Source organism: Desulfovibrio biadhensis, from assembly GCF_055388615.1.
Window position 1 is genome coordinate 311,051 of record NZ_AP042477.1, and the last position, 23,470, is coordinate 334,520.

Consider the following 23,470-nt stretch of genomic DNA (forward strand, 5'->3'; position numbering starts at 1 on the left):
ATTGCCTGCCAGAGCGTTTTCTGGCCCGCACCTTAGCTAACACCAAGCCCCGGAGAGCCACACATGTATATAGTCACGGGTGGCGCTGGTTTCATCGGCAGCGCCATGGTCTGGAAACTCAACGAGATGGGCATCAGCGACATCCTCGTCGTTGATAACCTCGGCCACTCCGAAAAATGGAAAAACCTGGTCAACAGGCGCTACAGCGACTATCTGCACCGCACCGCTTTTTTGGAGCTGGTAGGGTCAGACAAAGCCCCAAAGCCCACCGCTGTCATTCACATGGGCGCGTGTTCCTCCACCACGGAAACCGATGCGGAATTTCTGATGGAGAACAACTACCGATACTCCCGCCTGCTCTGCGAATGGGCCCTTGAACACGAGGCGCGTTTCCTGAACGCATCCAGCGCAGCCACCTACGGGGACGGTAAGCAAGGCTTCAAGGACGACGTGGAGTCCATGCTGCAATTGAAGCCGCTGAATATGTACGGCTACACCAAACAACTTTTTGATCTCTGGGCGCAGCAGGCTGGCGTCCTGAAACAAATCGCATCGCTCAAGTTCTTCAATGTATACGGCCCGAACGAATATCACAAAGAAGACATGCGCAGCGTTATCTGCAAAGCCTTCTCCCAAATCGGCGAAACAGGGCGGCTCAAACTTTTCAAGTCCTATCGCAAGGACTACCCCAACGGGGGGCAAAAGCGGGATTTTGTCTACGTGAAAGACTGCGTGGACGTCATGTGGTGGCTACTGCAACACCCGCAAGCCAACGGCCTGTTCAACGTAGGCACCGGCACGGCACGCACCTGGAACGAACTGGGCAAAGCCGTATTCAAAGCCATGAACAAGTCCGCCAAGATCGACTACATAGAGATGCCTGAGACCCTGCGCGAGAAATATCAGCATTTTACGGAAAGCATCATGGAGCGCCTGACAACCGCTGGATATGATACGCCCTTTACGTCTCTGGAAGACGGTGTAAAGGATTACGTCCAGAATTATCTGGCTGCGGAAGATCCCTACCTGTAAGCCAATCCCCCAAACGCGGCGAGATCGTTTCCGCTTCAGCCGAAAAAATAAAACCCCCGAAAAGCCGGGGGTTTTTTATTTGCCGAGATTGCAAGGAAAAAGGACGTGGCTACGACTCGCAGGCCTCGGAAGCTTTCATCTCCGAAATGACTTCCTTGAGTTCTCCAGCCATACGCGCCAGTTCAGTAATAGCCTTGGCAGACTCGTCCATGGCGCTGGCGGTCTCCTGGGCAACGGCCTGCACATGGTGGGTAGAAGAAGCCACCTGGTCGCTGGCTTCTGATTGCTGATCGACAGCCTCTGCAATGCCGCGTACGCGTGTTGCCGTCTGTTCAATCATCTCCAGAATCTGGCCAATGGTTTCGCGGAATCCACCCCCTGTCCAACGGAAGCGACAACGGATTCTGTTGAGGTTTTGCTTTGCGCCGCGCTGGCCTGAATTGCCTGGACCACGCCCCCCACTTCCTTGGTGGCCTGCATGGTTTTTTCGGCAAGCTTGCGCACCTCATCCGCCACCACGGCAAAACCGCGGCCGGCTTCACCGGCCCTGGCCGCCTCGATGGCAGCATTGAGGGCCAGGAGGTTGGTCTGGTCGGCAATGTCGTTAATGACATTGAGCACCTTGCCGATTTCGTTGGCCTGCTCTCCCAACCCTTCCATGTCCTGCATCAGAGTCTGGGCTTCATCGCGCATGCCTAAAATGACCTTGCGCGTGCGCTCCACCTCTGCCGCGCCTTCGCTTGCCTTGGCCCGGGAAGAATCAGCCAGTTCGGTCACTTCACGGGCATTGCCCGCAACTTCCATGATGGAAGCGCTCATCTGCTCGATGGCGCTGGCCGCATCTGTTGTGCTCTCACGTTGCTGTTCAGAAGATACGCGGGTCTGCTCCACCTGAGCGGCCAGTTCATCCGAGGCGGAAGCCATGCTCTCTGCAACGGCGGTGGCTCGGGAGGCCGCCCTGCCGATGAGCTCGTTCTGGCTGCAGATCTCCTGTTCCTTTTCCTTGAGCTTGGTCATGTCCAAGTACAGGCAAAACCCGCCAACGCATTTTTTATCCAGATCATAAATAGGGTAGACATTGGCGAGTACGTGACGCTGCCCCCCTTTGTGTCCTGCTATGGTGACCTCCAGGTTGCTGAATACCTGGCCGTTGTTGATGGCTTTGCCCACCGCGGTCTGGCGTGTGGAGTCGTTATAAAACACCTCGGCAAGGGTGCGCCCGTATTGGGATTCCGGCTTGCCGTCTATCTCGAGCATGTCCATGGTTTCCTGGTTGGTCATGGTGATGCGTTCCTGCGTGTCCGTCAGCAGATACGGCATGGGCAATCCCACCAGCACACCTTGTATAAGCCCCTGCTGCCGCCGCACTTCCTGAACCAGGGCTTCTGCGCACTTTCCCAGGGCTCCCGCTGCGCGCAGGGCATCCATGTCCACTTGTTTGCCTGCCGTCAGGTCCTCTGCAGCTTGTGCTGCAGCGGCTTCCTGTTTCTGGCGTCGCACAACCATGCTAATGGCGACAATGAGGATAATCAGGGCGACAATTGCCGGGGCCACGCCCCATATTGCTGTCTGCCCTCCCCCTCCCGCCAGAAAGGCTATACAAGAGACGGTCGTTAAAACCAGTGCCCCAAACAAGGCGGTTAACAATGATTTCATCATGTTCCCCTCTTTCTCATCACGCATGATCAAGGCTCATGCAAAAATACCGGCGGATTCCTGCCACCTCGTTGGCCCTCACATCCAACATGGCTTCACCCCATCCTGAACGTCAATAAATTGCAAAAAGTGTGGTTATACCATAATCAAATTCGACAATAGAAACAACTTATAGATAGACGTAAAATACTGTTAAAAAATAGCTCAACATTTTTGAACAGCATTCAAAAACCAGAGGAGGAACAACACACATAAATAGTACTGTGGAACAAATCATATCAACCAATTGAATACAATCTGGTATCACACAGATGCACATTATTTTCATTATTTAGACTAATTGCGCCCTCTTATCCGAAATCAAGACACTATTGACTACACAAGCTAGCACATAAAACAGTATTTTTGAGACTCTCAAATTCATTGTTTTCTCAGCAATTAAAATGCAGCAACTGGCGCATTTTAATTTGTAAAATGCACCATATTTACACATGCTGAAAAAATTTTTATTATAATAATTCCGCAGAAAAAAGACGAGAAGAACAGGGCAAACTATTTAACTACGAGAAACAGAGATTAAAGAGCATTACACTCATCACCCACACCAAAAAAATAACATTTTACACCCAGACGCAGTCTTACTACGTTCAGCCGCGCCGTTTGAACAGTTTTTCCAACTCGCCAACGTTCCAGGAAATCAGCACCGGACGACCATGGGGGCAGTAATGGCGTGCATCAAGAGCGCACCACTCCTCCAACAAATGGCGCGCCTCGTCATCTGCAAGGGGCTGTCCCGCCTTGATGGCCGTCTTGCAGGACATCAGTTTCCACAACTCCTCAAGCCCGTCAGCCTGTCCGGAAAGGGCCTCGCGCAAAAAATCCTTGGCCTGCGACTGGTTCAGCTGCACAGGCACACCGCTCACGTTGAGCACTCCCGCATCAAGGCTGAATGAAAAACCCAGGCGTTCCAGTTCGGGCGCCAACTCGCGCAGTCGCTCGGCTTCGCTCTGGTGCATGGGGAGCTGGAGCGGAAGAGCCAACAGTTGCGAATTTCCCTTGCGCCCCTGACTGCGCATTTTCTCATACAACACCCGCTCATGGGCAGCGTGCTGGTCCAAAAGGGCAAGCGCACCTTCCCCTACCTTGAGAATAAGGTAGCTGTCGGCCAGCCGCCCCACATAACTCAAAGTGGCGCCTTCTTTTGTGGGAATGCGGTATTCCCTGGTCACGTCTTGCCTTTGCTGCGAAAGACGGAAACCGCCCGCGTGCTGCTGTTCTTCGTGCTCCCCGGGCTCTCCATCTCTCAGGAATGCTGGAGGAGCAATATCCAGCGTATGCTGCTCGCTTTTGTTTTTTTGCGGAGGCGGCTGCTCCAGCACATCTTCCAGGCGCGGTGGTTGCGCACCGCCCCCTAAAATGGCGTCCACAGATGGCGTCGCGCTTTCCCTGAGCGTGTACCCCCCACCCCTGTTTCCTGTGGAGGCGGGCCTTGCCCGATCTTGCATTGGCATCTGCGTTGAAGGCCGCCCTTCTTGTCTCTCGGGGGGCACACCAGGGTATGACTCCTGGGGAAAGGCCTTGCTTCCGGAGGAGAAAGCAGCCGGGGCCATGCGGTCCACTGCCTCCAGCAGCGCCCGCCGCACCAGAGAAAAAACCCCGCGCTCATCACGAAATCGGACTTCAGCCTTGGCAGGGTGCACGTTCACATCCACGGCGTCAGGGGGCAGTTCCAAAAAGACCACCGCCTGCGGATATTCGCGAGACAAAAGCCGCCCCTTGTAGGCTTCCTGCACGGCGCGCAACAGCACGCGATCCTGCACAGCGCGCCCGTTGACATATAGCAGGATGCGGGATCCACGCCCTTGGGCTCTGGCAGGGTCGCCCGCCATGCCATGCACCCTGGCCTCACCGTCTTCAATGGTGTGGGCTATGTGATCGAATGGCGCCAGCCCCTCCACAACCTGGGGCGGCCACGCCACCGCCAACCGCTCCGCAAGGGTTTGCCCCTTGGTGAAGCGGTAAACCTCTCGCCCCCCTGATTCACAAACAAAGCCCGCGTCAAGTCGCGTCAGCGCCAGCCGAAACAAAGCCTCCTGGCAACGGGAAATCTCCGTGGCATGGGTCTTCAGGAATTTCAGACGGGCAGGAACATTGGAAAACAGATCACGCACCTCGACCCGCGCCCCCTGACTGAGGGCGGCAGGCCCGATTTCCGCGACTTTCCCGTACTCCACATCAATTTTCCAGGCTTCGGAAGCCCCCGTTACCTGTGCGGCGCGCGCCGCCGTCATGGAAAAGCGCGAAACCGAAGCGATGCTGGGCAGGGCTTCGCCTCTGAACCCGTAGCTGGCAATGGCGTTCAGGTCCTCTATGCTTGCAAGCTTGCTTGTGGCGTGGCGCGTCACGGCAAGCTCGAGCTCGTCGCGCCCCAGCCCCATACCGTCGTCCTGCACCATGATAAGACCCTGCCCCCCGCGCTCCAGCTGTATGTGCAGGCTGGTGCCGCCAGCGTCCAGGCTGTTTTCCACCAACTCTTTCAGCACACTGGAGGGGCGCTCCACAACCTCGCCGGCCGCGATCTGGTTGCGCAGTTCCGGCGGCAGCAACTTGATAGGGCGGGCAGCAACTTTTTCCGCCATCCGCGCATTATTATCATCAACAGAAGAATTGCCTTTCATGAGAATACCCTTACTATAGGAGCGCAGCCCCCTCAACATAATCCAAACCGGGGTGATTATGACGCAAGACGGCGCAGTGCTCGAAGCAGCCAAGCTCGGATTCGCACACCCAGGGGGGGCAATGCTTTTCTCAGGGCTTTCTCTGCGCATCCCAAAAGGCGCCTTTATCAGGATTGAAGGCCCCTCCGGTGCTGGTAAATCCACCCTACTCAGGCTTTTTGTCCGGCTGGAAGAGCCAACCCAAGGCTCGTTGGCATTTGAAGGCCGCCCTTTTGCGGCTATCCCACCACCCCAGCTCCGCGCAAAGGTTGGCTACCTGCAGCAAACACCTGCGGTGCTTGACGCAAGTGTTCGGGATAATCTGCTGCTGCCTTTTACCTTCAAGGCCAACACACACCTGACCAGACCCACGGACAGCGCCCTGCGTGATGCGCTCGATACGCTTTTGTTGCAGGGCGTTTCACTGGATGACAACGGGCTGACCTTATCTGTTGGGCAAAAGCAGCGACTTTGCCTGGCCCGCACCCTGTTTCTCCCCCTTACCGTCCTGCTATTGGATGAACCAGTAAGCGCGCTGGACCCCGACAGCCGTCGTGTTGTGGAGGAACAAACCCTGCGCGCCCATAAGGAACGGGGAATCACTGTGGTGCTGGTCAGCCATACCGATGCCCCTTTGCTGCCGGCGGAGCACCATGTCGTCCACCTGGGCAAAACACCTTCCGTACCTGAGGAACTCAAATGAACGCCGCTGCACCCATAAGTTTTTGGCAACTTGCCCTTGCCCTGGTGTTCATTGCAGCGGCAGGTGGCGCATCCCTGATCTACCGACTCGGTCTGGGGCGCGACCTTGTCATCGGCACCATCCGCACCTTTGCGCAGCTTTTCGTCATGGGCTACGCCCTGGTATTGCTTTTTCAATGGAACTCCGCCCCCCTTGTGCTTGCCGTTTTCGTGATTATGATAGTTTTTGCAGCTCGGATAGTGAGCACACGGGTCAATGAAAAAGATGTGCCCTATATGGGCGCCACCTTTCTCTCCATGCTCGCCGGCTACTGCATCGTAGCCGTGCTCGTTACCGGCCTGGTCATTCAGGCCGAGCCGTGGTGGAAACCACAGTATTTCCTCCCCCTTGGCGGAATGGTCGTTGGCAATTCAATGAACGCCCTTGCCATTTCCCTGGAGCGACTGTTCACTGGATTGCGCGACAGACGCGCTGCAGTGGAAATGCGGCTATGTCTGGGAGCGGATTACGAGGAAGCCAGCCGTGAAATCATGGCCGAGGCCATGCGCGCCGGCATGATTCCTTCCATCAACTCCATGATGGGCGTAGGTGTGGTTTTCATCCCGGGTATGGCAACCGGGCAAATATTGGCAGGGGCAGACCCGATGCTGGCTGTACGCTACCAGATCGTTGTCATGCTCATGCTTGTGGGTTCAACGGCGCTGTCATCATTGCTGGTGCTCAAATTGACTCGAAAACGTTGCTTCGGCGTCGGACAAAACCTGTTACTAAAACCGAAACATGGCGCAAACCGGCGCTAGTATATACAAAAGGAGGCTTCCATGTTGAAATCGCCTCATTCGTTGCGGAAAGAACACGACATCACCCCCCTGCCAGGAGCGCGGGAGCGCTTCGAACACATCGACCCCGATCTGCTGTACGTGGAATGCCGTCAATGCGGTAACCCCGTCCTTTGGGGACAGGGGCGCACCGCCAAGATTCTCAAACAAGCCGGTATCCCTTCGGGGCAGCTTTCAGCGCGCCATCTTCTGGTAACGGATGGATGCCCCTCCTGCTCCCCCGACCAGGTGCATTACGAAACCCATGTGATCGAACTGCCTGAAGTCTTTGATCCTGAAATGCTGGCGCTCAGGAACGCCGCCGGCACGGCGTAAAGGACATTTTCAGACAGCAGAATTGCTGCAATGCTGCACAAAAAAGGCCCCGCATCGTTTCCGGTGCAGGGCCTTTTTGTTTTTCTCAACCAAAGAAAGGCATTGGAACTTCACCCTTACGCCCTTCCTGCGCCCTCTGCTCCCTGTCATCCCCGAGTCCATCGAGGATCCAATATTGCTGTTATTTTCGCTGTTCTAGCAGCAGCAAACAGCTATATGAAAACCTGGATTCCCGCCTACGCGGGAATGACAAGCGGCATCCCAGAGCGAAGTGCTTTTTACCCCATGTGGCTGCTACGACCCTGCACAAATAAAAGCCCCGCATCCTTTCCGGTGCAAGGCCTTTTTGAATTTCTCTGCCTAACATTCGCTGGAACTGCTGCACATACGCCTTTCCTGCGCCCTCTGCTCCCTGTCATCCCCGAGTCCATCGAGGATCCAGTATTGCCGTTATTTTCGCTGTTCTAGCAGCAGCAAACAGCTATATAAAACCCTGGATTCCCGCCTATGCGGGAATGACAAGGCGGTTACGCGGATTGGCTTGCTTTAGACAGCACGAGCCCTGCGCCCTCTGCTCCCTGTCATCCCCGAATCCATCGGGGATCCAGTATTGCCGTTGTCCTTCCCCTCCAAAGGGGCGCTAACAAAAAAACTGGATTCCCGCCTGCGCGGGGATGACAAGGCGGTTACGTGGATTGGATTGCTTTAGACAGCACGAGCCCTGCGCCCTCTGCTCCCTGTCATCCCCGAATCCATCGGGGATCCAGTATTGCCGTTGTCCTTCCCCTCCAAAGGGGCGCTAACAAAAAAACTGGATTCCCGCCTGCGCGGGAATGACATGGTGGTTACGTGGATTGGATTGCTTTAGACAGCACGAGCCCTGCGCCGCCGCTCCCTGTCATCCCCGAGTCCATCGGAGATCCAGTATTGCCGTCGTCCTTCCCCTCCAAAGGGGCGCTAACAAAAAAACTGGATTCCCGCCTGCGCGGGAATGACAAGCGGCATCCCAGAGCGAAGTGCTTTTTACCCCATGTGGCTGCTACGACCCTGCACAAATAAAAGCCCCGCATCCTTTCCGGTGCAAGGCCTTTTTGAATTTCTCTGCCTAAACATTCGCTGGAACTGCTGCACATACGCCTTTCCTGCGTCTCAGCTCCCTGTCATCCCCGAGTCCATCGGGGATCCAGTATTGACGTTGTCTTTCCCCTCCAAGGGGCGCAAACAAAAACCTGGATTCCCGCCTGCGCGGGGATGACAAGGCGGTTACGTGGATTGGATTGCTTTAGACAGCACGAGCCCTGCGCCGCCGCTCCCTGTCATACCCGAGTCCATCGAGGATCCAGTATTGCCGTTGTCTTTCCCCTCCAAGGGGCGCTAACAAAAAAACTGGATTCCCGCCTACGCGGGAATTACAAGCGGTTACGTATAACGCAACCGCGCCTCTGCCCCCTATCCTTTGGCTTCCAACTCAGCGGCAGCCTTGGCTACGGAGGTCTTGAAGCCTTCGCGCTCCTGCGTCAGGCGCGCGGCCAGGGCCTTATCCTGCAGGGCCAGAATCTGCGCAGCCATGTAGGCCGCATTCTTGGCGCCCGCCTTGTCCAGGGCCACGGTGCCCACGGGAAACCCCGGAGGCATCTGCACGGTGGCCAGGAGCGCGTCCATCCCACCAAGGGGAGACGCCGTCACAGGCACGCCAATCACGGGCTTGAGGGTCCGCGCGGCCACTGCCCCTGCCAGATGAGCAGCCATACCTGCTGCGCAAATAAATACCTGACAGCCCTCGCTTTCCAGCTTATCCACCAGAGCTTCGGTGCGCTCCGGCGTACGGTGGGCCGAACTCACCGTAAAAAGATAATCAATGCCAAGCTTTTTCAGCGTATCAGCGCAGGGGCGCAAGGTCTCCTCATCCGAAATACTGCCTATAAAAATTCCAACCTGTGGCATGTCTTGCTCCTCGGTCACCTAGAAATACAAACCCTTGTCGCCAATGTCGCGGCGAAAATACATCTTGTCGAAGTGAATCTTGTCGGCAGCCCTGTACGCCCGGGTCTGGGCGTCCTTCAGGTCCTTGCCCAGTGCAGTGACACCAAGCACACGCCCCCCGGAGGTAACGAGCTTGCCGTCCTTGATGGCCGTGCCGGCCTGGAAGACCACGACGTCATCCACCTCTTCGGCTTCATCCAACCCACTGATGGCGGCGCCTTTGTCGTAGGCCCCCGGGTACCCCCCGGCGGTGAGCACCACGCAAATGCTGGTTTCAGGGCGAATCTCCAGATCAATTTCGTCCAGACGCCCTTCCACTGCCGCCAGCATGACCTCAGCAAGGTCGCTGTCCAAGCGCATCAAAAGCGGCTGGCATTCAGGATCACCGAACCGCACGTTATATTCCAACACTTTGATATCGCCGGCGTCATCGATCATCAGACCGGCGTACAATATACCAATAAAGGGGCGATCCAGCTCCTTCAAACGTTTGATTATCGGACGGATGACCAGGTCTGCCACCTCGTCATACCGCTCCTGTGGCAGGATGGGGGCGGGAGAGTATGCGCCCATGCCGCCCGTATTGGGTCCGCTGTCACCCTCGCCAACGGCCTTGTGATCCTGGGAAGACGGCAGCCAGGCCACATTCTCGCCGTCGCAAAAAGCCAGAAAGGAGGCCTCTTGTCCCTTGAGCATTTCCTCCACAAGTACGCGCTCGCCGGCAATGCCGAAAACCTTGCTTTCCATGCACTGGGAAAGCGCTTCCAAAGCTTCGTCAGTGGTTTGCGCCACGACAACGCCCTTTCCCGCGGCAAGACCGTCGGCCTTTATCACCAAAGGTGCGCCCTTTTCGCGCACATACTCGCAGGCCTCTTCGTAATCCTCAAACAACCGGGATTCGGCTGTGGGAACGCCGGCCTCATCCATGATTTTTTTGGCAAAGGCCTTGCTGCCTTCCAACTGCGCAGCAAAAGCGTTGGGGCCAAAGCAGGCGATTCCCTCAGAAGCCAAGGCGTCAGCCAGTCCCAACACCAGGGGCAATTCCGGCCCGGCAACCACCAGTTCTACGCCATTGTCCTTGGCAAAATGCACCAACCCCGGGATGTCGTCATCCTTCAAGGGAACGTTTTCGGCAATAATCGCTGTGCCGCCGTTGCCGGGGGCTACATAGATGTGCTCCACGCGGGGGCTTTGCTTCAGCTTCCAGACTAAGGCATGTTCGCGGCCGCCGCCGCCCACCACCAAAACACGCATGGTTCGCTCCTCGAAGATTCAGGATTCCAAGAATGGCGCACACTTGTAACTATTATCCAAGAGTGCGTGCACATTGAGACTTTTCACGCCGCGAGATTCTGTGCTACCACACTACACCGCGTGGCGGCTGACGTTTTGTAAAGAAAATTCAGAATCCGCACAAGCCGCCCTTTTGGAGAGAGACATGCCCAACGATTACCGCTTCCTTCCCCATCTCGACGCAGAGCAATTGCGCGACAAACAGCTCGATGGCCTGCAGTGGACGGTGAAGCACGCCTATGAAAACAGCCCTTTTTATCAGCAGCACCTTACAAAACACGGGGTGCAGCCGGGTGACATTAAAAGCCTGGACGATCTGAAAAAACTCCCGTTCACCACGGTGGACAACCTGCGTGACGGGTACCCTTTGCCGCTCTTGTCCGTTCCTGAGGAACAGGTGGTCCGCATCCACGCCAGTTCCGGCACCACGGGCAAACGCAAGGTGCTTGCCTACTCACAAAAGGACATCGACACCTGGAAGCACATGTTTGCGCGCTGCTACGAACTGGCAGGGCTGAACATCCTGGATCGGGTTCAGATCGCCGTGGGCTACGGCTTGTGGACGGCGGGCGCCGGCTTCCAGCTCGGGTGTGAGCATTTCGGCGCCATGGCCCTGCCCATTGGTCCAGGGCTTATTGACCTGCAGCTCCAGTTGCTGGCGGACATGCAGGCGACCTGCCTCTGCTCCACGGCGTCCATGGCGCTTCTGCTTTCCGAAGAAGTGGAAAAGCGCGGCCTGCGCGACCAGTTGCAACTTAAGCGCTGCATTTTTGGTGCAGAAACCCACAGTCCGCGCATGCGCAAGACCTTTGAGGAAAAACTGGGACTTGAGCAAAGCTTCGACATATCCGGTCTTACCGAACTTTACGGTCCGGGTACCGGCCTCGAATGTACGGCCCACTCCGGCATCCACTATTGGGCGGACATTTTCATCCTTGAAATCATCGATCCTGTCACCCTGCTGCCCGTCAAGGAAGGCGAAGTGGGCGAAATGGTTGTGACCACACTGCGCAAGGAAGCCGCCCCGCTTATCCGCTACCGCACCCGCGATCTGACCAGGATCATCCCGGGGCAGTGCTCCTGCGGGCTCACGCTTCCCCGCCACGACCGCATCCTGGGGCGCTCCGACGACATGATCATCTACCGCGGGGTGAACATCTACCCGGGACAGATCGCCGAAGTTCTGGGTCGCTTCAAGGAGCTTTGCTCCGAATACCGTGTTGTTTTAAGCCGCAAGGACGGGCTGGACATGATGCGTATTCAGATAGAGCGCCGGTCCGATCTTACCGACGTTACTCCCGAAGAAGAGCAGAACTTTGTTCAGGCCGTGGGCCGCAGCCTGCATAAGCACTTGCTGGCGCGTTGTGACGTTCAGGTGCTCCCCCATGGCACCCTGCCCCGTTCCGCAGCTAAAACGGTACGTCTGGTGGATGAACGAAACCAGAACGATTCCTGAGCCTGCGCCGCCAGCTTTCACGCGTTCACGCCGCGTCCGTACGCATCGGGCGCGGCTTTTTTATTTTTATACTACATTTTTGAATCATATTGATATATGCTTCCATCATGTGGCGTTTCCTATTTGATAAAAGGGTTTGCGGCAGCTGAGCACGAAAATTTGAAAAAATTCTTGCCATGATTTTGTACTGGTAGTAATAATCATTCTTAATCTGATTGGCTTCGCCTGCATCGGGTATTTGCCAATAGAAGCATTATTGCAGCACCTCATACGTACACCGCAAGCATACCCCGTTCCGGCTGAACGGGAAGGTCGTCCCCGCGGCCCCCTCCGGAAAAAACCGGAATATACCCGCGGAAAAAATTGGTGGAATGCGGTGACAAAACGCCCTGGCAATGCGAAGCTAGGTACAAAGAAAACCCAAAAACGGAGGGGAGTATATGGACGCAGTGATGCTCTCACGGCTGCAGTTCGCGGTAGCCACCATGTTCCATTTCATCTTCGTCCCGCTAACGCTGGGGCTGTCGGTGATCATAGCGATCATGGAAACCAAGTTCGTCAAAACCGGCGATGAAACCTACAAACGCATGGCCAAATTCTGGGGCAAGCTTTTCCTTATCAACTTTGCCCTCGGTGTGGTCACCGGTATCACCCTCGAATTCCAGTTCGGCACGAACTGGTCACGCTACTCCGAATACGTGGGCGATATTTTCGGCTCCCTGCTTGCCATCGAAGCCACCCTCGCCTTTTTTCTGGAGTCCACTTTCCTTGCAGTCTGGGTATTTGGTTGGGAAAAACTTTCGCCCAAATTGCACGCAACCTGTATCTGGCTGGTGGCAATCGCCTCCAACGTGTCTGCCCTGTGGATTCTTTTGGCCAACGGATGGATGCAGCATCCCGTGGGGTACGTGCTGCGTAACGGCCGCGCCGAACTGGAGAGTTTTTTCGAAGTCATAACCAACTCCTTTGGCTGGCAGGAATTCATCCACACCGTATCAGGTTCGTGGGTACTTGCTGGCTTTTTCGTCATGGGCGTTTCCAGCTACCATCTGCTGCGCCGCAATGAAGAAGACTTCTTCAAAAAATCATTTCGCATCGGCGCTGCCTTTGCCCTGATCTTTTCCATTGTGGTTGCCGGACAGGGACACTTTCACGGCAACGAAGTGGCGGCAACGCAGCCTACCAAGCTGGCCGCCATGGAAGCCCAGTGGGAAACCGAAAAGGGTGCACCGATTTATCTGCTGCAATTTCCCAGTTTCACTGAAGAAGAGAACATGATCGAGGCATTGCCGATTCCGGGCATGCTTTCCTTTTTGGCGTTCAACGACTTTGGCGCAGAAGTGCAAGGTCTGAAGGAATGGCCCGAGGAGGACCGCCCTCCTGTTATGCTGACGTTCCTTTCCTTCCGGGCCATGGTGGGCCTGGGAACGCTTTTTATCGTGTTGGGACTCTTGGGTTGGTTCTGGCGAAACAAGCTGGAAGACAAACGCTGGTTCATGAAGCTGTTGATATGGGTCATCCCCTTGCCCTACCTTGCCTTGCAGACAGGGTGGATAGTGGCCGAGGTAGGCCGTCAGCCATGGATCGTCTATGGCATGATGCGCACTTCCGAGGCTGTATCGCCCATTGCAACGTCCCAGGTGGCCGTATCGCTTGTGGCGTTCATTCTGGTATACAGCCTGCTTGGCGCGGCAGACATCTATCTGCTGCGGAAGTACGCCGTCAAGGGACCTGCGCACTAGTCCGTGCGTAACGCGACACGAACCATATCGCAGAAATAAAAGAGGGTTACCAACATGCTCGAAACGACCTGGTTCCTACTCTGGGGCATACTCTGGGCCGTCTTTTTCATCCTCGACGGCTTTGATTTCGGCCTGGGCACACTCAAGCCCTTTATGGCCAGAAACGAGGAAGAACGACGCATTTTCTACAACGCTCAGGGTCCCTTCTGGGACGGAAACGAAGTCTGGTTGATCACGGCTGGCGGCGTCACCTTTGCCGCTTTTCCAAAAACTTATGCCGTCATGTTCAGCGGCCTGTACAGCGCTTTGCTGCTGCTGCTTTTTGCCCTGATCCTGCGCGGCGTCTCCTTTGAATTCCGCGGCAAGGTGGAAAGCCCAGCCTGGCGCAAAACATGGGATATCTGCCACTTTCTGGGCAGCTTTCTGCCTGCGTTGCTGCTGGGTGTTGCGTTTGCCAACATCTTCAAAGGCATTCCCATCGATGCCGAGGGCATCAACCAGGGTGGTCTTTTCTCCCTGCTGAACCCCTACGGCCTGCTCGGGGGCGTGCTGTTCGTGGTCATGTTCTGCTACCACGGCGCTCTCTGGCTTACGATCAAGGCGCCCGTGGAGCTGGAGCTCCGCGCCGTGCGCATGGCCAAAACCCTGTGGGGGGTGCTGGTCGGCGTAACGCTGCTGTTCCTAGCGTTCACGGCCGTGGCCACCTCGCTCTTCAACAATTACATTGAGACACCGCTTCTCATACCCATAATCTTTGTTCCTGTGGCCGGATTGGGGCTGACACGCATATTCCTCAATTCCGGAAGCTACTGGTCCGCCTGGTTCATGAGCGCGGTTTACATCCTGGGCGTCACGCTCTTCGGCGTGATAGGCATCTTCCCGGCGCTTTTGCCGTCCAGCCTGTCGCCTGAATTCAGCATGACCATCCACAATTCGGCTTCCAGCACCCTGACATTGCAGATCATGCTGGGTGTCGCACTTGTCATGGTTCCTATCGTCATCATCTACCAGGCCTGGGTTTACAAGACCTTCAGCCACCGTATGACGGAAGAAGACCTGAAGTACGAAGAAGCCTACTAGCCTCTGATTAGGCTTGAAGCACACCACATCGGGCCCGCCCTGTTACATTGCAGGGCGGGTCTTTGCATTTTTTTTGCACAACTTCGCCCCCCCAGGCCTTGCCAGTTTGCCTGCTGCTTGCGTACAACCACATCCAAAAGAATGTGGCCTCCGTGCAAACGTATGACGAACAGGATGGGGAAACAGGCGGCCGCTATACTGAGGATGGTTGCATGAGTGGACTTTTTCTGGGCCGCACCGCGCTGATACTGCTTATACCTGCTGTGGTGGTATTTGGTGCTTTCATGTTCGGCGCTGGTTTCATGTCAGGCACGTTTTACAGCGAACGGGTGCCGCCCCCTGAAACCGTTATCCGGCATGAGCAACCCGCGCGGTCGGATACGTTGACAAACCTGGCGCAGCAGCCTGCCAGCAGCGGTGAAGAACAAAAACAGGTGGTGGCGGAAAGCATGGCCCAGACAACGGGCAGTCTCGAAGCCGGGCAAGAAGGCGGACAAGAAACCGCTGACGGTGAACAGCAAGCTGCCCAGCCCCAACAACCTGAGCAACAGGCAGCGGAAGAGGCCCCGCAAGCGGACCTGGATCCTGCGGCGCGTGATCGCGCTCTTGCAGAACTGCGCGCAGGCGAAAGCGACCAGGCGCGCCAGGAGCAGCAACAGGATACGGAAGCACAACAGCCCGCTCAAAACGCGGAGACGCCTGCTGCTGCGCAGGATGCCCCTGCCTCCGGCCAGCAATACACGTTCCAGGTGGGAGCGTTTCTGGAACAGACCAATGCGGCCGAGCTCGCCGCCACCCTTATTAGCAGGGGCTACGAATCCTGGGTTGTCTCCCACCGCGACGGTCAGGGGCGTCTCTGGCATGCGGTCAGGGTTGGTCGTTACCCCAACAAAGAAGAAGCCGACTCCGCAGCAGCAGCCTTCCGCCAGCGCGAGGGGGTGAACGCCGTGGCCGTGCCGCTGGAACAGGGCAACGTAACCTCCACCCAAGCGCCTGTGGCTGCGCCGCAGCAAAAGCCCATATACGTGGTTTACGTAGGCGCCTACCGCAATGCCCAAGCGGCGCGGGATGCTGCGCGCCCCTTGCTGGAACAGGGGTATGTGCCTTGTGTGGCTTCCATTTTGGACAGCCAGCACCAGACCTGGCACATCGTGGAGGTTGTGGAATTCCCGACACGGGCTGAAGCAGAGACCTTCATGGTGCAGAACTCGCAACGCCAGGGCGCGCCATCACTAAAGCTGCGGGAAATTCTCCCCGACGCCATCGAAGACAAGCACTGCTTCTAACAGCAGCAGACCAGATAACTCAAAAGCGGCAAGGCCTGACCACGGGCTTTGCCGCTTTTTTTCATCCCAAATCGTAACTACTCGTTCTGTAAAGTTGGCGACGCCTCAAAAACTTCAGCGCATGATAAGATAGTCGGCGTCTGAAGCATCGATCAGGCCAGGCTCCAGCCGCCCTGCCTCTTCCGGAAGCAGCACGCGTTGCCGAACGTCAGGTTGCAGCCGCGCCACCTGGCTGGGTGCGGCCTTTTTCCAGGCATGCACCGTACCGCACAGCACCACGACACACGAATTGGGGTAGGTCTTGAGGTGCTCCAGAGAATAGTAGGCCATGGAGACGTCCCACACCACCTGGGCCTCGCAAAACTTCTGAAAGGTAGCTTCGTCCATTCCCTGCCCCCCGTGGGGGTTGTCGTCCTCGCCCCCTCCATGCGGGCCATGGGCGCCCAGGATGATGCGCAGAAACTGCTCATAATCGGGGTGCACCTCGCAGGACAGTGGCGGCAGCTGCCTGAGTTCCGAGTCGCTGAGTGAGGCAAACCCCTGGCGCGATACCTTGCGGGTGATGTCTCGCGGCACGTTTATGCCCAGCATGGGGATGCCTTCTTTTCTGCAAAACATGAAGATTGGGCGGTAGAGCTCCCAGTCAAACCCCCAGTCCAGACGAAACACGTCGCGTATATGGGCTTCAGATATTTCCCCCGCCACCCAGGCGTCGAGCTCATTTTGATGTCTGTGGGCTATCATCTCCAGCCCCACGGCCATGGGCCTGCGTTCGTTGTGCAATGCCTGGATGACGGCAAGCTGGGCCTGGTGGTCCGCCAGCTCGGAATGCGCCTCTCCGACAAAAACCAGGCCGGACCGGGCCAGATCGGGCAGCGCCGCACCAAGGGTGGTTTCCCGACTCTCACGCACGGAATAAAGCGCCAGCTCGCCTTCTTCAGGCGCTGAGCCCTTTGGCTGCATCCAGGACCAGACCAAGACTCCCGCTGCCGCGAAAACAAGCATGGCCAATAATCTTTGCCAGCGCCCAAACATATCAATCAACTCCTCTGCCCGACCTGCCAAAGTGGGGCTGGAAAAAGTCGTCGTCAAATGGATCGGCCGCGGAATCCCCCTCTCGCAGGTCTACGCGCATGGGTGAGCTTTGCGCAGGCCAGCGCAGCTTGAGCAGATTACGCCCCTCTGCAAATGCCAACAGGCCATAGCTGCCGTAATGGGTGATCTTGCGCACCGCGGCTGCAAGGGCTGCATCTCCGGCTGCATTTTCGGTCTGCAATGGCAGAAAAAGGCCCGCGCTTCGGGAAGTGCTGTAATTCTTCGTCAGCAACATCACGGCGTCGGCGCCTTCCACCTTCTCCAGCACCGGCAAACGCACGCCGTCAGGGGTCAGTTCCCCCCCATGGGGCAACGGGGGCGCCAGCGCCCTCACAGCTTCGCTTTCAGGCGCGCCAATAAACAGCAAGGCCCTTTTTTCGTCCTGGGCCAGTTGGGCAATCTGCCCCTGATCCATGGAAGATTCCGTCAGTATGGCGGCATCGGGCTGGTTGAGCGCCATGGCAAGAAAGCGGGCAAGCTGTTGCCGCATTTCCGTGCCCTTGCCTGCAATTATGACGCTCATTGACTCCGCGCCTTTGAGGCTGTTCACGGTGGGCGGAATCTCCACAGGAGAAAGCAGCCTGAAAACGTCCGCTCCAGGATCTGCCACCAAAGCCAAAGGGCGCTCCCCGCAGTAAAGCTCGAAAGGCGCCTGCTCTCCCTGCAGCTCCAGGAGTTTTTCCACATGCCCTTCTCCGCATTGGGCCACAACGGGCACATGCAGTTGAAAAAGGTTGCCATCCGGGGTGAGGCGCTGTTTGAGTGTGCCGGAAATGCGCCAGCCTTCCTCGCTGCGGCGCAGTTCGGTGCGCTCGATCAACAATCTGGGAGGGGCGGCGCGCTTGACCCATTGGTCAAGAAAAATCCGGGCTTCCTTCTGGTCCAAGGAGCCCTGACTCACAAAAACATCCAGAATGTCCGCCCAACTGGCCTTACGGAACAACTTTTCCGCATACAGCCGGCGCAGGGCTTCCCAGAAGGCGTCATCCCCTACCTCGCGACGCAGCATATGAAAAACGAACATGGCTTTGCCATACCCGATTGCCTGGGTGGCAGGGCTGTTGCGCGACACGAAATCGCTCAGCGGCATATTACCGCCCTCTCCCACAAGAAGGGCGTAGTTTCGCAAGGTGCGCAATCGGTAATCCCTGGCTTCCACAGGCGATTGTTCTTCCTTGGCCATGTAATCGGAAACGTAGCTGGTGAGGCCTTCGCACCAGTTTCCCTCTGCGTAGTTGACCAAAACACCGTTGCCCCACCAGCAATGGGCAACCTCGTGCCGGAGACTGGTTTCGGGGATAAAAGGCAGCCGTAAAACCTGCCCGCCCAAGAGTGTGAAGGAAGGAAACCCGAAGCCCGTGGGGAAGAAATTTTCGACAACAGCAAACTTTTCAAAGGCATAGGCCCCGTGCAGTTTACTGTAATAGGCCATGTGTCTGGCCACTGCATCCAGATACCGTTGGGAAAGCTGTGCATTGTCCCTGGAAAAAAACGTCTGGATCGGGACTTCTGAACGCCCTCTTTCCTGTGTTGCCTCTGCAAGCAATGGCGCGGCAGCCTGCTCCACCACATATGCCCCAGCGCAAAGCGGCAGGGCTTCCAGCACATGCTCCACATTCCAGACGCTTGTGCTTATCCCCTCCCCGTCCTCGAGACGCTCAAGAGCACCCAGGGTCACAGCGTAGATGCCCAAAGGCGCCTGCACGGTGACATGAAAGCTCTCGGCCTTGCCTGCTATCTGCGGATGCCAACCGCTACCGGCCATCAGAAACGCGCCCTGTTCATTGATGACGCCATTTACACCAAAGCCGGGATTATCCATGTTCGCAGGATTCTGCGGCAAAGGGTCATTGAACGTGACGGTATACTCGAGCAGAAGCTCCTTTTCGCCATCACAATGCGCCGCGGGCATATCCACCCAGAGCCAACCGTGCTGGCGTTCGTACTTCAAAGGCGCGCCATCAAGTTCCAAGCGCAGCACTTCAGCCCCGTCCGCAAGATGCAGATCAAGGCTGCAAGCTTGCTCCAGTATGAGGGAAATGCGGTCCGTGCCGCGCAAACGCGCGTTTTCAGGCTCCAGTTGCACGTGTAAATCATGCCTAGCTTGCAACACAGCTGCATGGGCCATGGTTGCCACTGGCAGCGTCAATGAAATCGCAAGGAATATGGAAAAGCATGCACGGCGTATTGTCGACAGTTTCATGATTCCCTTATAACCCGTTGCTGAAAAATGACAATGGAACAGTGAGGAAACGGCGTCAACGGAACGAATATCAGGCAGGGAGAGCAGGGAAGGGTCAGGATGCGAAAAGCGCGGTGCACGCCTCGCCCAAGGCACTCAAGGCGCCGCGGATGTCCCATGCCGCCTTCTCCCGTTCACCGCATACATTCGAGATGGCGCGCAATTCAAGGAAAGGCACACCAGCTCTGAGAGCGGCAAGCCCCAGGGCAAAGCCTTCCATGTTTTCAACCAGCACGCCGTAGTTGTCTCTCAGGGAAGCAGCCACGGAACAACTGCCGCTCACCCGCCCTGAAGTGAGAAAGCCAACGTGGGGCAGATTTTCCAGAGCGCTGGTCTGCAACCCCATTTCCTCAGCCGCGGTCCGGGGGTAAAGCTGCAGTTTCTCCCACACGCCGCCATCCGGCCCTTTTGCCTGGGCCAGTCCTACACCTTCATGGTCAATCCGGTCATCAAAGGAGACCCCGTACTCAGGATAGATTTCCTGGACGGCCAGAGCCACACTCCCCACGGGCACGGCAGCAGCATCATACGATCCTGCAATGCCGACATTGACCACGCCCATACAGCGCGAAACCTCACCAAGAGCGCGCCCCATGCTGTAGGCAGCGTTAAGCGGGCCCACACCGGTAACCAGCAGCACCACGCCTCTGCCCCCAGCGCGTATGGTTGCAGTTTCCCCCTCGGCCGGGACGGGGGGCATGTTCTCCACCATGGGCGCCAACGCAGCGCGCAATTCCATTGGGGTTGCTGCAGCAAGAATTACCGGACGATGCAATGGCATGGACATGAGCGCCTCTTCAATGGCTGTCGCCACGTTTCCCTTGTCCTGCAGGCGCCGGGGCGAAAACCGTCAGTAGGGGGGCGCGTTCCGTCAGGACAGGTACTCAAGATCGGAGGGAACAAGCGTCCATACGGCGCGATTGCCTGTTTCCAGCCCCCCCAGGCCTTCTTCACCCTGCAAACCAAGCACCCGGGCAGCATTGGCGGACGTCCAGGCGACCACTTCGCCCATGGTTGGCAATGGCTCTCCAGCGGCTTGCAGATCATTCAGAATATGGCGCAATTCCTGCCAGATGTCGAGGTCTGTGTTGGAGGCCAGGCTGTCGGTGCCCAGGCACAAGTTGACCCCAGCTGCCCTGTAGGCCGCCACGGGCGCATTCCCAACACCGATAGCCGCATTACTTCTGGGGCAGAGGCACACCGTTACCCCTCGCCGCGCCAAGGTGTGCACTTCTTCCGCTGCCACCTGTACGCAATGGACGGCCAGAGTCGCAGCATCAAGCAGCCCCAAAGAGTCGGCAAACGCCACGGGCCGCAGACCGGGGGCCTCCCACCCTTTTGGCAACAACCGAGAGCGCAGCAGATTGGCAAACTCCCCTTCTCCAGAGGTGAGCAACCCCACCTCACCTTCATGCTCCGCCAGGTGCAGGGAAAAGACCCGTCCTTTTGCGGCGCACCACGCCTTGGCAGCCTGCATGCGCTCAGGAGAAGTGGAATACAACGCGTGCCCTGCAATTGCCGTGGATTCCAGCAACCATTCCGGAGCATTCAGAAAGGGGTGCGGCAGCAACGCATCGGCGTCCTTGAGAGGTGCAAAACCAAAGGCTTCCGCCAACAGGGTCATGCCCATGTTCTTCTTTCTCAGCGAAGCAGCCACCAGCTCCGGATTTCTCGAACTGACATCTGCTATATGGGCCACCCCACATGCGGCAAGCTGCTCCACGGCGACGTCCACAGCCGCCTCACTGCAGCCGTTCATGGCTTCGATCCCGGCGCCAAGCAAGCTGATGACCCAGGCTGTGAACCCCTGCCCCAACTGGGTAACCCCTTTCATGTGGCTGAGCTCCAGATGGGCATGGGCATTTATGGGCGCAGGCGCCACGGTGCGGTCGCCATAATCGACCATCTGCTCCAAAGAGGCAGGGTCCAACTCGGACAACAATTCTGCAGCAGGCCCCACAGCGGTGACGCGCCCCTGTTCATGTATGAGCACGCCATCGTGGATGATGCGGTCCGGAGAAAGGGCAATACGCCCTGCGCGCAAAACATCAGGCATGGCTGTTCTCAGTGGGAGCATGCGCTCCCGGGCAGTTTTCCAAGTGAAAAAATCGCAACTCTGGTTCCTCCTGCAACAGTCCGGCGCCGGCAAGGAAGGCAAAAAAAGTGCGCAGCCCTTGCTGTTCCGCGGGGCCCAGGTCATAGGAAAGCCCCTGAAAATAACGCCGCAGCGCATCGGTATCCAGCCCTATACCTCTGCCGGTCAATGGCAGCAGTGATTCGATATGCTGCTGCCCCCAGGCCTTGCCCTGCAACAGCAGACGGCAGGCGGCGGCCGCCGCCGGGGCGGATGTTTCTCCAAGCTCACGGCGCATGACCCAAACCCCGAAAACGAAAGGCAATCCGGTCCATTCTCTCCAGACTTCGCCTAAATCGATCAGGTGTTCGTAATCCGAGCTCTGCCGCAGTGCAAGGGCCTCATCACCGATGGCGAGCACCGCAACGGGGCGTTCACCGCTTTTGGCAAGCGCGGCCATGGCAGACCCGCTTCCCGCCACCAGTCTTGCAGGCACCTGCCAGTATTTTTCCAGCAACAGCTTGAGCAGCATGGCGGAAGTATGTGTTTCCGCGCTGACCAGAATTTCCTTACCGCCCAGCTGCTCCACAGGCAGGCTGGAAAGCAGCAAGACACTCTGTACAGGGCCGTTGCTGCCTATGGCCAGGTCCGGCAGCAACAGGTATCTGTCGCTGCGGCGGGCGTATTCGATGGAAGAAACCGAGGCCAGATCGAGCTCGCCAGCCTGCATGCGTTTGTTCAGTGCAGCAGGTGGGCCATAGACAAAGCGCATGTTGTGCGGCAAGAGCCCCTGCTCCAAGGGGTGGTAAATGGGCAGCACATTGCGGTAGGCAATGCGCCCTACCCGCATGACGCCGTGTTCAAGAGCATCAGGCATGGCATGCCTCCAACAAAGTGTAATCCATTTTCCGGCGGCAGGGCGTAAAACCCGATTCCTGCACAATTGCACGCAGTTCGGCTTCATCCATTCTGAAACGCACCCCTGCCGCGGCCACCACATTTTCTTCAATCATGGTGGAACCGAAATCATTGGCCCCGAAATGGAGCGCCGCCTGCGCTATATGCGCGCCCATGGTGACCCAGGACGCCTGAATATTGTCTAAATTATCCAGTACCAAACGGGAAAGAGCCAACATGCGCAGATATTCCGAAGGTGGTGCAGGGGGCGCATCTATGGCGGTATTGCCAGGCTGAAAAGCCCAGGGAATGAATGCAGTAAAGCCGCCTGTTTCCTCCTGCAACTCACGGAGGGCAAACAAGTGCTCGAATCGTTGCCGCGGCGTTTCCTCATGACCAAACATCATGGTCGCCGTGGTGCGCATGCCTTGCATATGCGCCTGGCGCATAACCTCCAGCCATTCACCAGCAGTGCATTTGCCGGGGGACACCTTGGAGCGCACTGCGTCGCAAAGAATCTCGGCTCCGCCCCCTGGAATGGAGTGCAGTCCTGCTTCACGCAGCCTGGCAATCACGGCGGCAACGCTCAGCCCTTCCAGGTGCGCAATGTGGTGGATTTCCGGGGGGGAGAATGCGTGCACATGCACTTCGGGGAAACGCTCCCTGATGCTGCGCAGCATGTCTTCATAAAATGCCAGGCCAAGCTCAGGGTGACACCCCCCTTGTAAAAGAATCTGCCGCCCGCCCAAGTCCAGGGTTTCCTGAATTTTCTGCCCCAGAACGTCAGGCTCCATGACATACCCGCCTTTTTCTCCGGCAGTCTTGTAAAAAGCGCAGAAACGGCATCCGCAAACGCAAACGTTGGTGTAATTGATGTTGCGATCCACCACATAGGTCACCACATCCGGGGGGCGCATAGCTAGGCGCCTTGTATGGGCAGCTGCCCCCAATTCATGCAACGGAGCGTGCTGGTACAAGGCCAGGGCCTCTTCCATATCCAGTCTGCGCCCTTCTGCCGCCCCCTGCAACAAGGAGCGCAACGGCGGTGAAAACACGGTGT

Annotated in this window: 20 protein-coding genes; 9 read left to right on the forward strand and 11 right to left on the reverse strand. The window is 57.2% G+C overall.

Going from position 1 to position 23,470, the window contains the following annotated elements; genetic code table 11:
* Positions 1-63: 63 nt before the first annotated feature.
* Positions 64-1,032, forward strand: a complete 969-nt coding sequence (gene rfaD, locus ACZ5EH_RS01325) for an ADP-glyceromanno-heptose 6-epimerase (RefSeq protein WP_464276346.1) — start codon at positions 64-66, stop codon at positions 1,030-1,032.
* Between the two features lie 109 nt (positions 1,033-1,141).
* On the opposite strand, the gene ACZ5EH_RS01330 is transcribed toward rfaD, so the two are convergent.
* The 3 genes from ACZ5EH_RS01330 to mutL form a co-directional block, all read right to left on the reverse strand.
* Positions 1,142-1,372: a hypothetical protein gene (locus ACZ5EH_RS01330; protein ID WP_464276347.1), complete on the reverse strand. Its 231-nt coding sequence runs from the start codon at positions 1,370-1,372 to the stop codon at positions 1,142-1,144.
* Complete coding sequence (locus ACZ5EH_RS01335; protein WP_464276348.1) at positions 1,369-2,691, reverse strand: methyl-accepting chemotaxis protein; 1,323 nt, start codon at positions 2,689-2,691, stop codon at positions 1,369-1,371. The genes ACZ5EH_RS01330 and ACZ5EH_RS01335 overlap by 4 nt, the downstream gene beginning before the upstream one ends.
* Before the next feature lie 644 nt (positions 2,692-3,335).
* Positions 3,336-5,366: a DNA mismatch repair endonuclease MutL gene (gene mutL / locus ACZ5EH_RS01340; protein WP_464276349.1), complete on the reverse strand. Its 2,031-nt coding sequence runs from the start codon at positions 5,364-5,366 to the stop codon at positions 3,336-3,338.
* Between the two features lie 58 nt (positions 5,367-5,424).
* Between mutL and ACZ5EH_RS01345 the strand changes: the two genes are divergently transcribed.
* The 4 genes from ACZ5EH_RS01345 to ACZ5EH_RS01360 are packed head-to-tail and all read left to right on the forward strand — an operon-like array spanning position 5,425 to position 7,730.
* Positions 5,425-6,108 (forward strand): ABC transporter ATP-binding protein, encoded by a 684-nt coding sequence (locus ACZ5EH_RS01345; RefSeq protein ID WP_464276350.1) that lies wholly within the window; start codon positions 5,425-5,427, stop codon positions 6,106-6,108.
* Positions 6,105-6,908, forward strand: coding sequence for an ABC transporter permease (locus ACZ5EH_RS01350; RefSeq protein ID WP_464276351.1), 804 nt, complete (start codon positions 6,105-6,107; stop codon positions 6,906-6,908). Before ACZ5EH_RS01345 ends, ACZ5EH_RS01350 begins: the two co-directional genes overlap by 4 nt.
* Positions 6,909-6,929: 21 nt before the next feature.
* The gene (locus tag ACZ5EH_RS01355) at positions 6,930-7,262 is read left to right on the forward strand and encodes a hypothetical protein (RefSeq protein WP_464276352.1); all 333 of its coding nucleotides are present in this window, start codon (positions 6,930-6,932) and stop codon (positions 7,260-7,262) included.
* A gap of 30 nt (positions 7,263-7,292) precedes the next feature.
* Positions 7,293-7,730, forward strand: a complete 438-nt coding sequence (locus tag ACZ5EH_RS01360; RefSeq protein ID WP_464276353.1) for a hypothetical protein — start codon at positions 7,293-7,295, stop codon at positions 7,728-7,730.
* Between the two features lie 981 nt (positions 7,731-8,711).
* Here ACZ5EH_RS01360 and purE read toward each other — a convergent pair.
* Together purE and purD are read right to left on the reverse strand one after the other, a co-directional pair.
* Positions 8,712-9,206 carry a 5-(carboxyamino)imidazole ribonucleotide mutase gene (gene purE, locus ACZ5EH_RS01365; protein WP_464276354.1) on the reverse strand — a complete coding sequence of 165 codons (495 nt, stop codon included), beginning with the start codon at positions 9,204-9,206 and terminating at the stop codon, positions 8,712-8,714.
* 18 nt (positions 9,207-9,224) lie between these two features.
* A complete protein-coding gene (gene purD / locus ACZ5EH_RS01370) occupies positions 9,225-10,499 on the reverse strand; it encodes a phosphoribosylamine--glycine ligase (protein ID WP_464276355.1) in 1,275 nt (424 codons plus the stop codon).
* 127 nt (positions 10,500-10,626) lie between these two features.
* Here purD and ACZ5EH_RS01375 point away from each other — a divergent pair, with 127 nt between their 5' ends.
* The 4 genes from ACZ5EH_RS01375 to ACZ5EH_RS01390 all read left to right on the forward strand — a co-directional run bounded on the left by ACZ5EH_RS01375 (position 10,627) and on the right by ACZ5EH_RS01390 (position 16,102).
* Complete coding sequence (locus ACZ5EH_RS01375) at positions 10,627-11,994, forward strand: phenylacetate--CoA ligase family protein (protein WP_464278244.1); 1,368 nt, start codon at positions 10,627-10,629, stop codon at positions 11,992-11,994.
* Positions 11,995-12,434: 440 nt separating this feature from the next.
* Positions 12,435-13,736, forward strand: coding sequence for a cytochrome ubiquinol oxidase subunit I (locus tag ACZ5EH_RS01380; RefSeq protein WP_464276356.1), 1,302 nt, complete (start codon positions 12,435-12,437; stop codon positions 13,734-13,736).
* A gap of 54 nt (positions 13,737-13,790) precedes the next feature.
* On the forward strand, positions 13,791-14,816 hold the full coding sequence (cydB, locus tag ACZ5EH_RS01385) for a cytochrome d ubiquinol oxidase subunit II (protein WP_464276357.1): 1,026 nt from the start codon (positions 13,791-13,793) through the stop codon (positions 14,814-14,816).
* A gap of 212 nt (positions 14,817-15,028) precedes the next feature.
* Entirely contained in the window at positions 15,029-16,102 is a 1,074-nt protein-coding gene (locus ACZ5EH_RS01390) for an SPOR domain-containing protein (protein WP_464276358.1), read from the forward strand.
* A 114-nt stretch (positions 16,103-16,216) separates the two neighbouring features.
* Here the strand turns inward: ACZ5EH_RS01390 and ACZ5EH_RS01395 are convergent, their stop codons facing one another.
* The 6 genes from ACZ5EH_RS01395 to mqnC form a co-directional block, all read right to left on the reverse strand.
* Positions 16,217-17,137: a ChaN family lipoprotein gene (locus tag ACZ5EH_RS01395; protein WP_464276359.1), complete on the reverse strand. Its 921-nt coding sequence runs from the start codon at positions 17,135-17,137 to the stop codon at positions 16,217-16,219.
* A 1-nt stretch (position 17,138) separates the two neighbouring features.
* Entirely contained in the window at positions 17,139-19,400 is a 2,262-nt protein-coding gene (locus tag ACZ5EH_RS01400) for a M1 family metallopeptidase (RefSeq protein ID WP_464276360.1), read from the reverse strand.
* Between the two features lie 94 nt (positions 19,401-19,494).
* Positions 19,495-20,253: a futalosine hydrolase gene (gene mqnB, locus ACZ5EH_RS01405; protein ID WP_464276361.1), complete on the reverse strand. Its 759-nt coding sequence runs from the start codon at positions 20,251-20,253 to the stop codon at positions 19,495-19,497.
* Positions 20,254-20,310: 57 nt separating this feature from the next.
* On the reverse strand, positions 20,311-21,495 hold the full coding sequence (locus tag ACZ5EH_RS01410; protein ID WP_464276362.1) for an amidohydrolase family protein: 1,185 nt from the start codon (positions 21,493-21,495) through the stop codon (positions 20,311-20,313).
* Positions 21,488-22,390 carry a menaquinone biosynthetic enzyme MqnA/MqnD family protein gene (locus tag ACZ5EH_RS01415; RefSeq protein ID WP_464276363.1) on the reverse strand — a complete coding sequence of 301 codons (903 nt, stop codon included), beginning with the start codon at positions 22,388-22,390 and terminating at the stop codon, positions 21,488-21,490. The genes ACZ5EH_RS01410 and ACZ5EH_RS01415 overlap by 8 nt, the downstream gene beginning before the upstream one ends.
* Positions 22,383-23,405, reverse strand: a complete 1,023-nt coding sequence (mqnC, locus tag ACZ5EH_RS01420) for a cyclic dehypoxanthinyl futalosine synthase (protein WP_464278245.1) — start codon at positions 23,403-23,405, stop codon at positions 22,383-22,385. The genes ACZ5EH_RS01415 and mqnC overlap by 8 nt, the downstream gene beginning before the upstream one ends.
* Positions 23,406-23,470: the final 65 nt, after the last annotated feature.

Coding starts and splice junctions, on each gene's coding strand:
- purE (WP_464276354.1), bottom strand. CDS start 9,206: ATGCCACAGGTTGGAATTTTTATAGGCAGTATTTCGGATGAGGAGACC.
- ACZ5EH_RS01400 (WP_464276360.1), bottom strand. CDS start 19,400: ATGAAACTGTCGACAATACGCCGTGCATGCTTTTCCATATTCCTTGCG.
- ACZ5EH_RS01330 (WP_464276347.1), bottom strand. CDS start 1,372: ATGATTGAACAGACGGCAACACGCGTACGCGGCATTGCAGAGGCTGTC.
- ACZ5EH_RS01345 (WP_464276350.1), top strand. CDS start 5,425: ATGACGCAAGACGGCGCAGTGCTCGAAGCAGCCAAGCTCGGATTCGCA.
- ACZ5EH_RS01390 (WP_464276358.1), top strand. CDS start 15,029: ATGAGTGGACTTTTTCTGGGCCGCACCGCGCTGATACTGCTTATACCT.
- ACZ5EH_RS01395 (WP_464276359.1), bottom strand. CDS start 17,137: ATGTTTGGGCGCTGGCAAAGATTATTGGCCATGCTTGTTTTCGCGGCA.
- ACZ5EH_RS01410 (WP_464276362.1), bottom strand. CDS start 21,495: ATGCCTGATGTTTTGCGCGCAGGGCGTATTGCCCTTTCTCCGGACCGC.
- mqnC (WP_464278245.1), bottom strand. CDS start 23,405: ATGGAAGAGGCCCTGGCCTTGTACCAGCACGCTCCGTTGCATGAATTG.
- ACZ5EH_RS01415 (WP_464276363.1), bottom strand. CDS start 22,390: ATGCCTGATGCTCTTGAACACGGCGTCATGCGGGTAGGGCGCATTGCC.
- ACZ5EH_RS01350 (WP_464276351.1), top strand. CDS start 6,105: ATGAACGCCGCTGCACCCATAAGTTTTTGGCAACTTGCCCTTGCCCTG.
- ACZ5EH_RS01360 (WP_464276353.1), top strand. CDS start 7,293: ATGCTGCACAAAAAAGGCCCCGCATCGTTTCCGGTGCAGGGCCTTTTT.
- mutL (WP_464276349.1), bottom strand. CDS start 5,366: ATGAAAGGCAATTCTTCTGTTGATGATAATAATGCGCGGATGGCGGAA.
- ACZ5EH_RS01355 (WP_464276352.1), top strand. CDS start 6,930: ATGTTGAAATCGCCTCATTCGTTGCGGAAAGAACACGACATCACCCCC.
- cydB (WP_464276357.1), top strand. CDS start 13,791: ATGCTCGAAACGACCTGGTTCCTACTCTGGGGCATACTCTGGGCCGTC.
- ACZ5EH_RS01335 (WP_464276348.1), bottom strand. CDS start 2,691: ATGATGAAATCATTGTTAACCGCCTTGTTTGGGGCACTGGTTTTAACG.
- purD (WP_464276355.1), bottom strand. CDS start 10,499: ATGCGTGTTTTGGTGGTGGGCGGCGGCGGCCGCGAACATGCCTTAGTC.
- rfaD (WP_464276346.1), top strand. CDS start 64: ATGTATATAGTCACGGGTGGCGCTGGTTTCATCGGCAGCGCCATGGTC.
- ACZ5EH_RS01380 (WP_464276356.1), top strand. CDS start 12,435: ATGGACGCAGTGATGCTCTCACGGCTGCAGTTCGCGGTAGCCACCATG.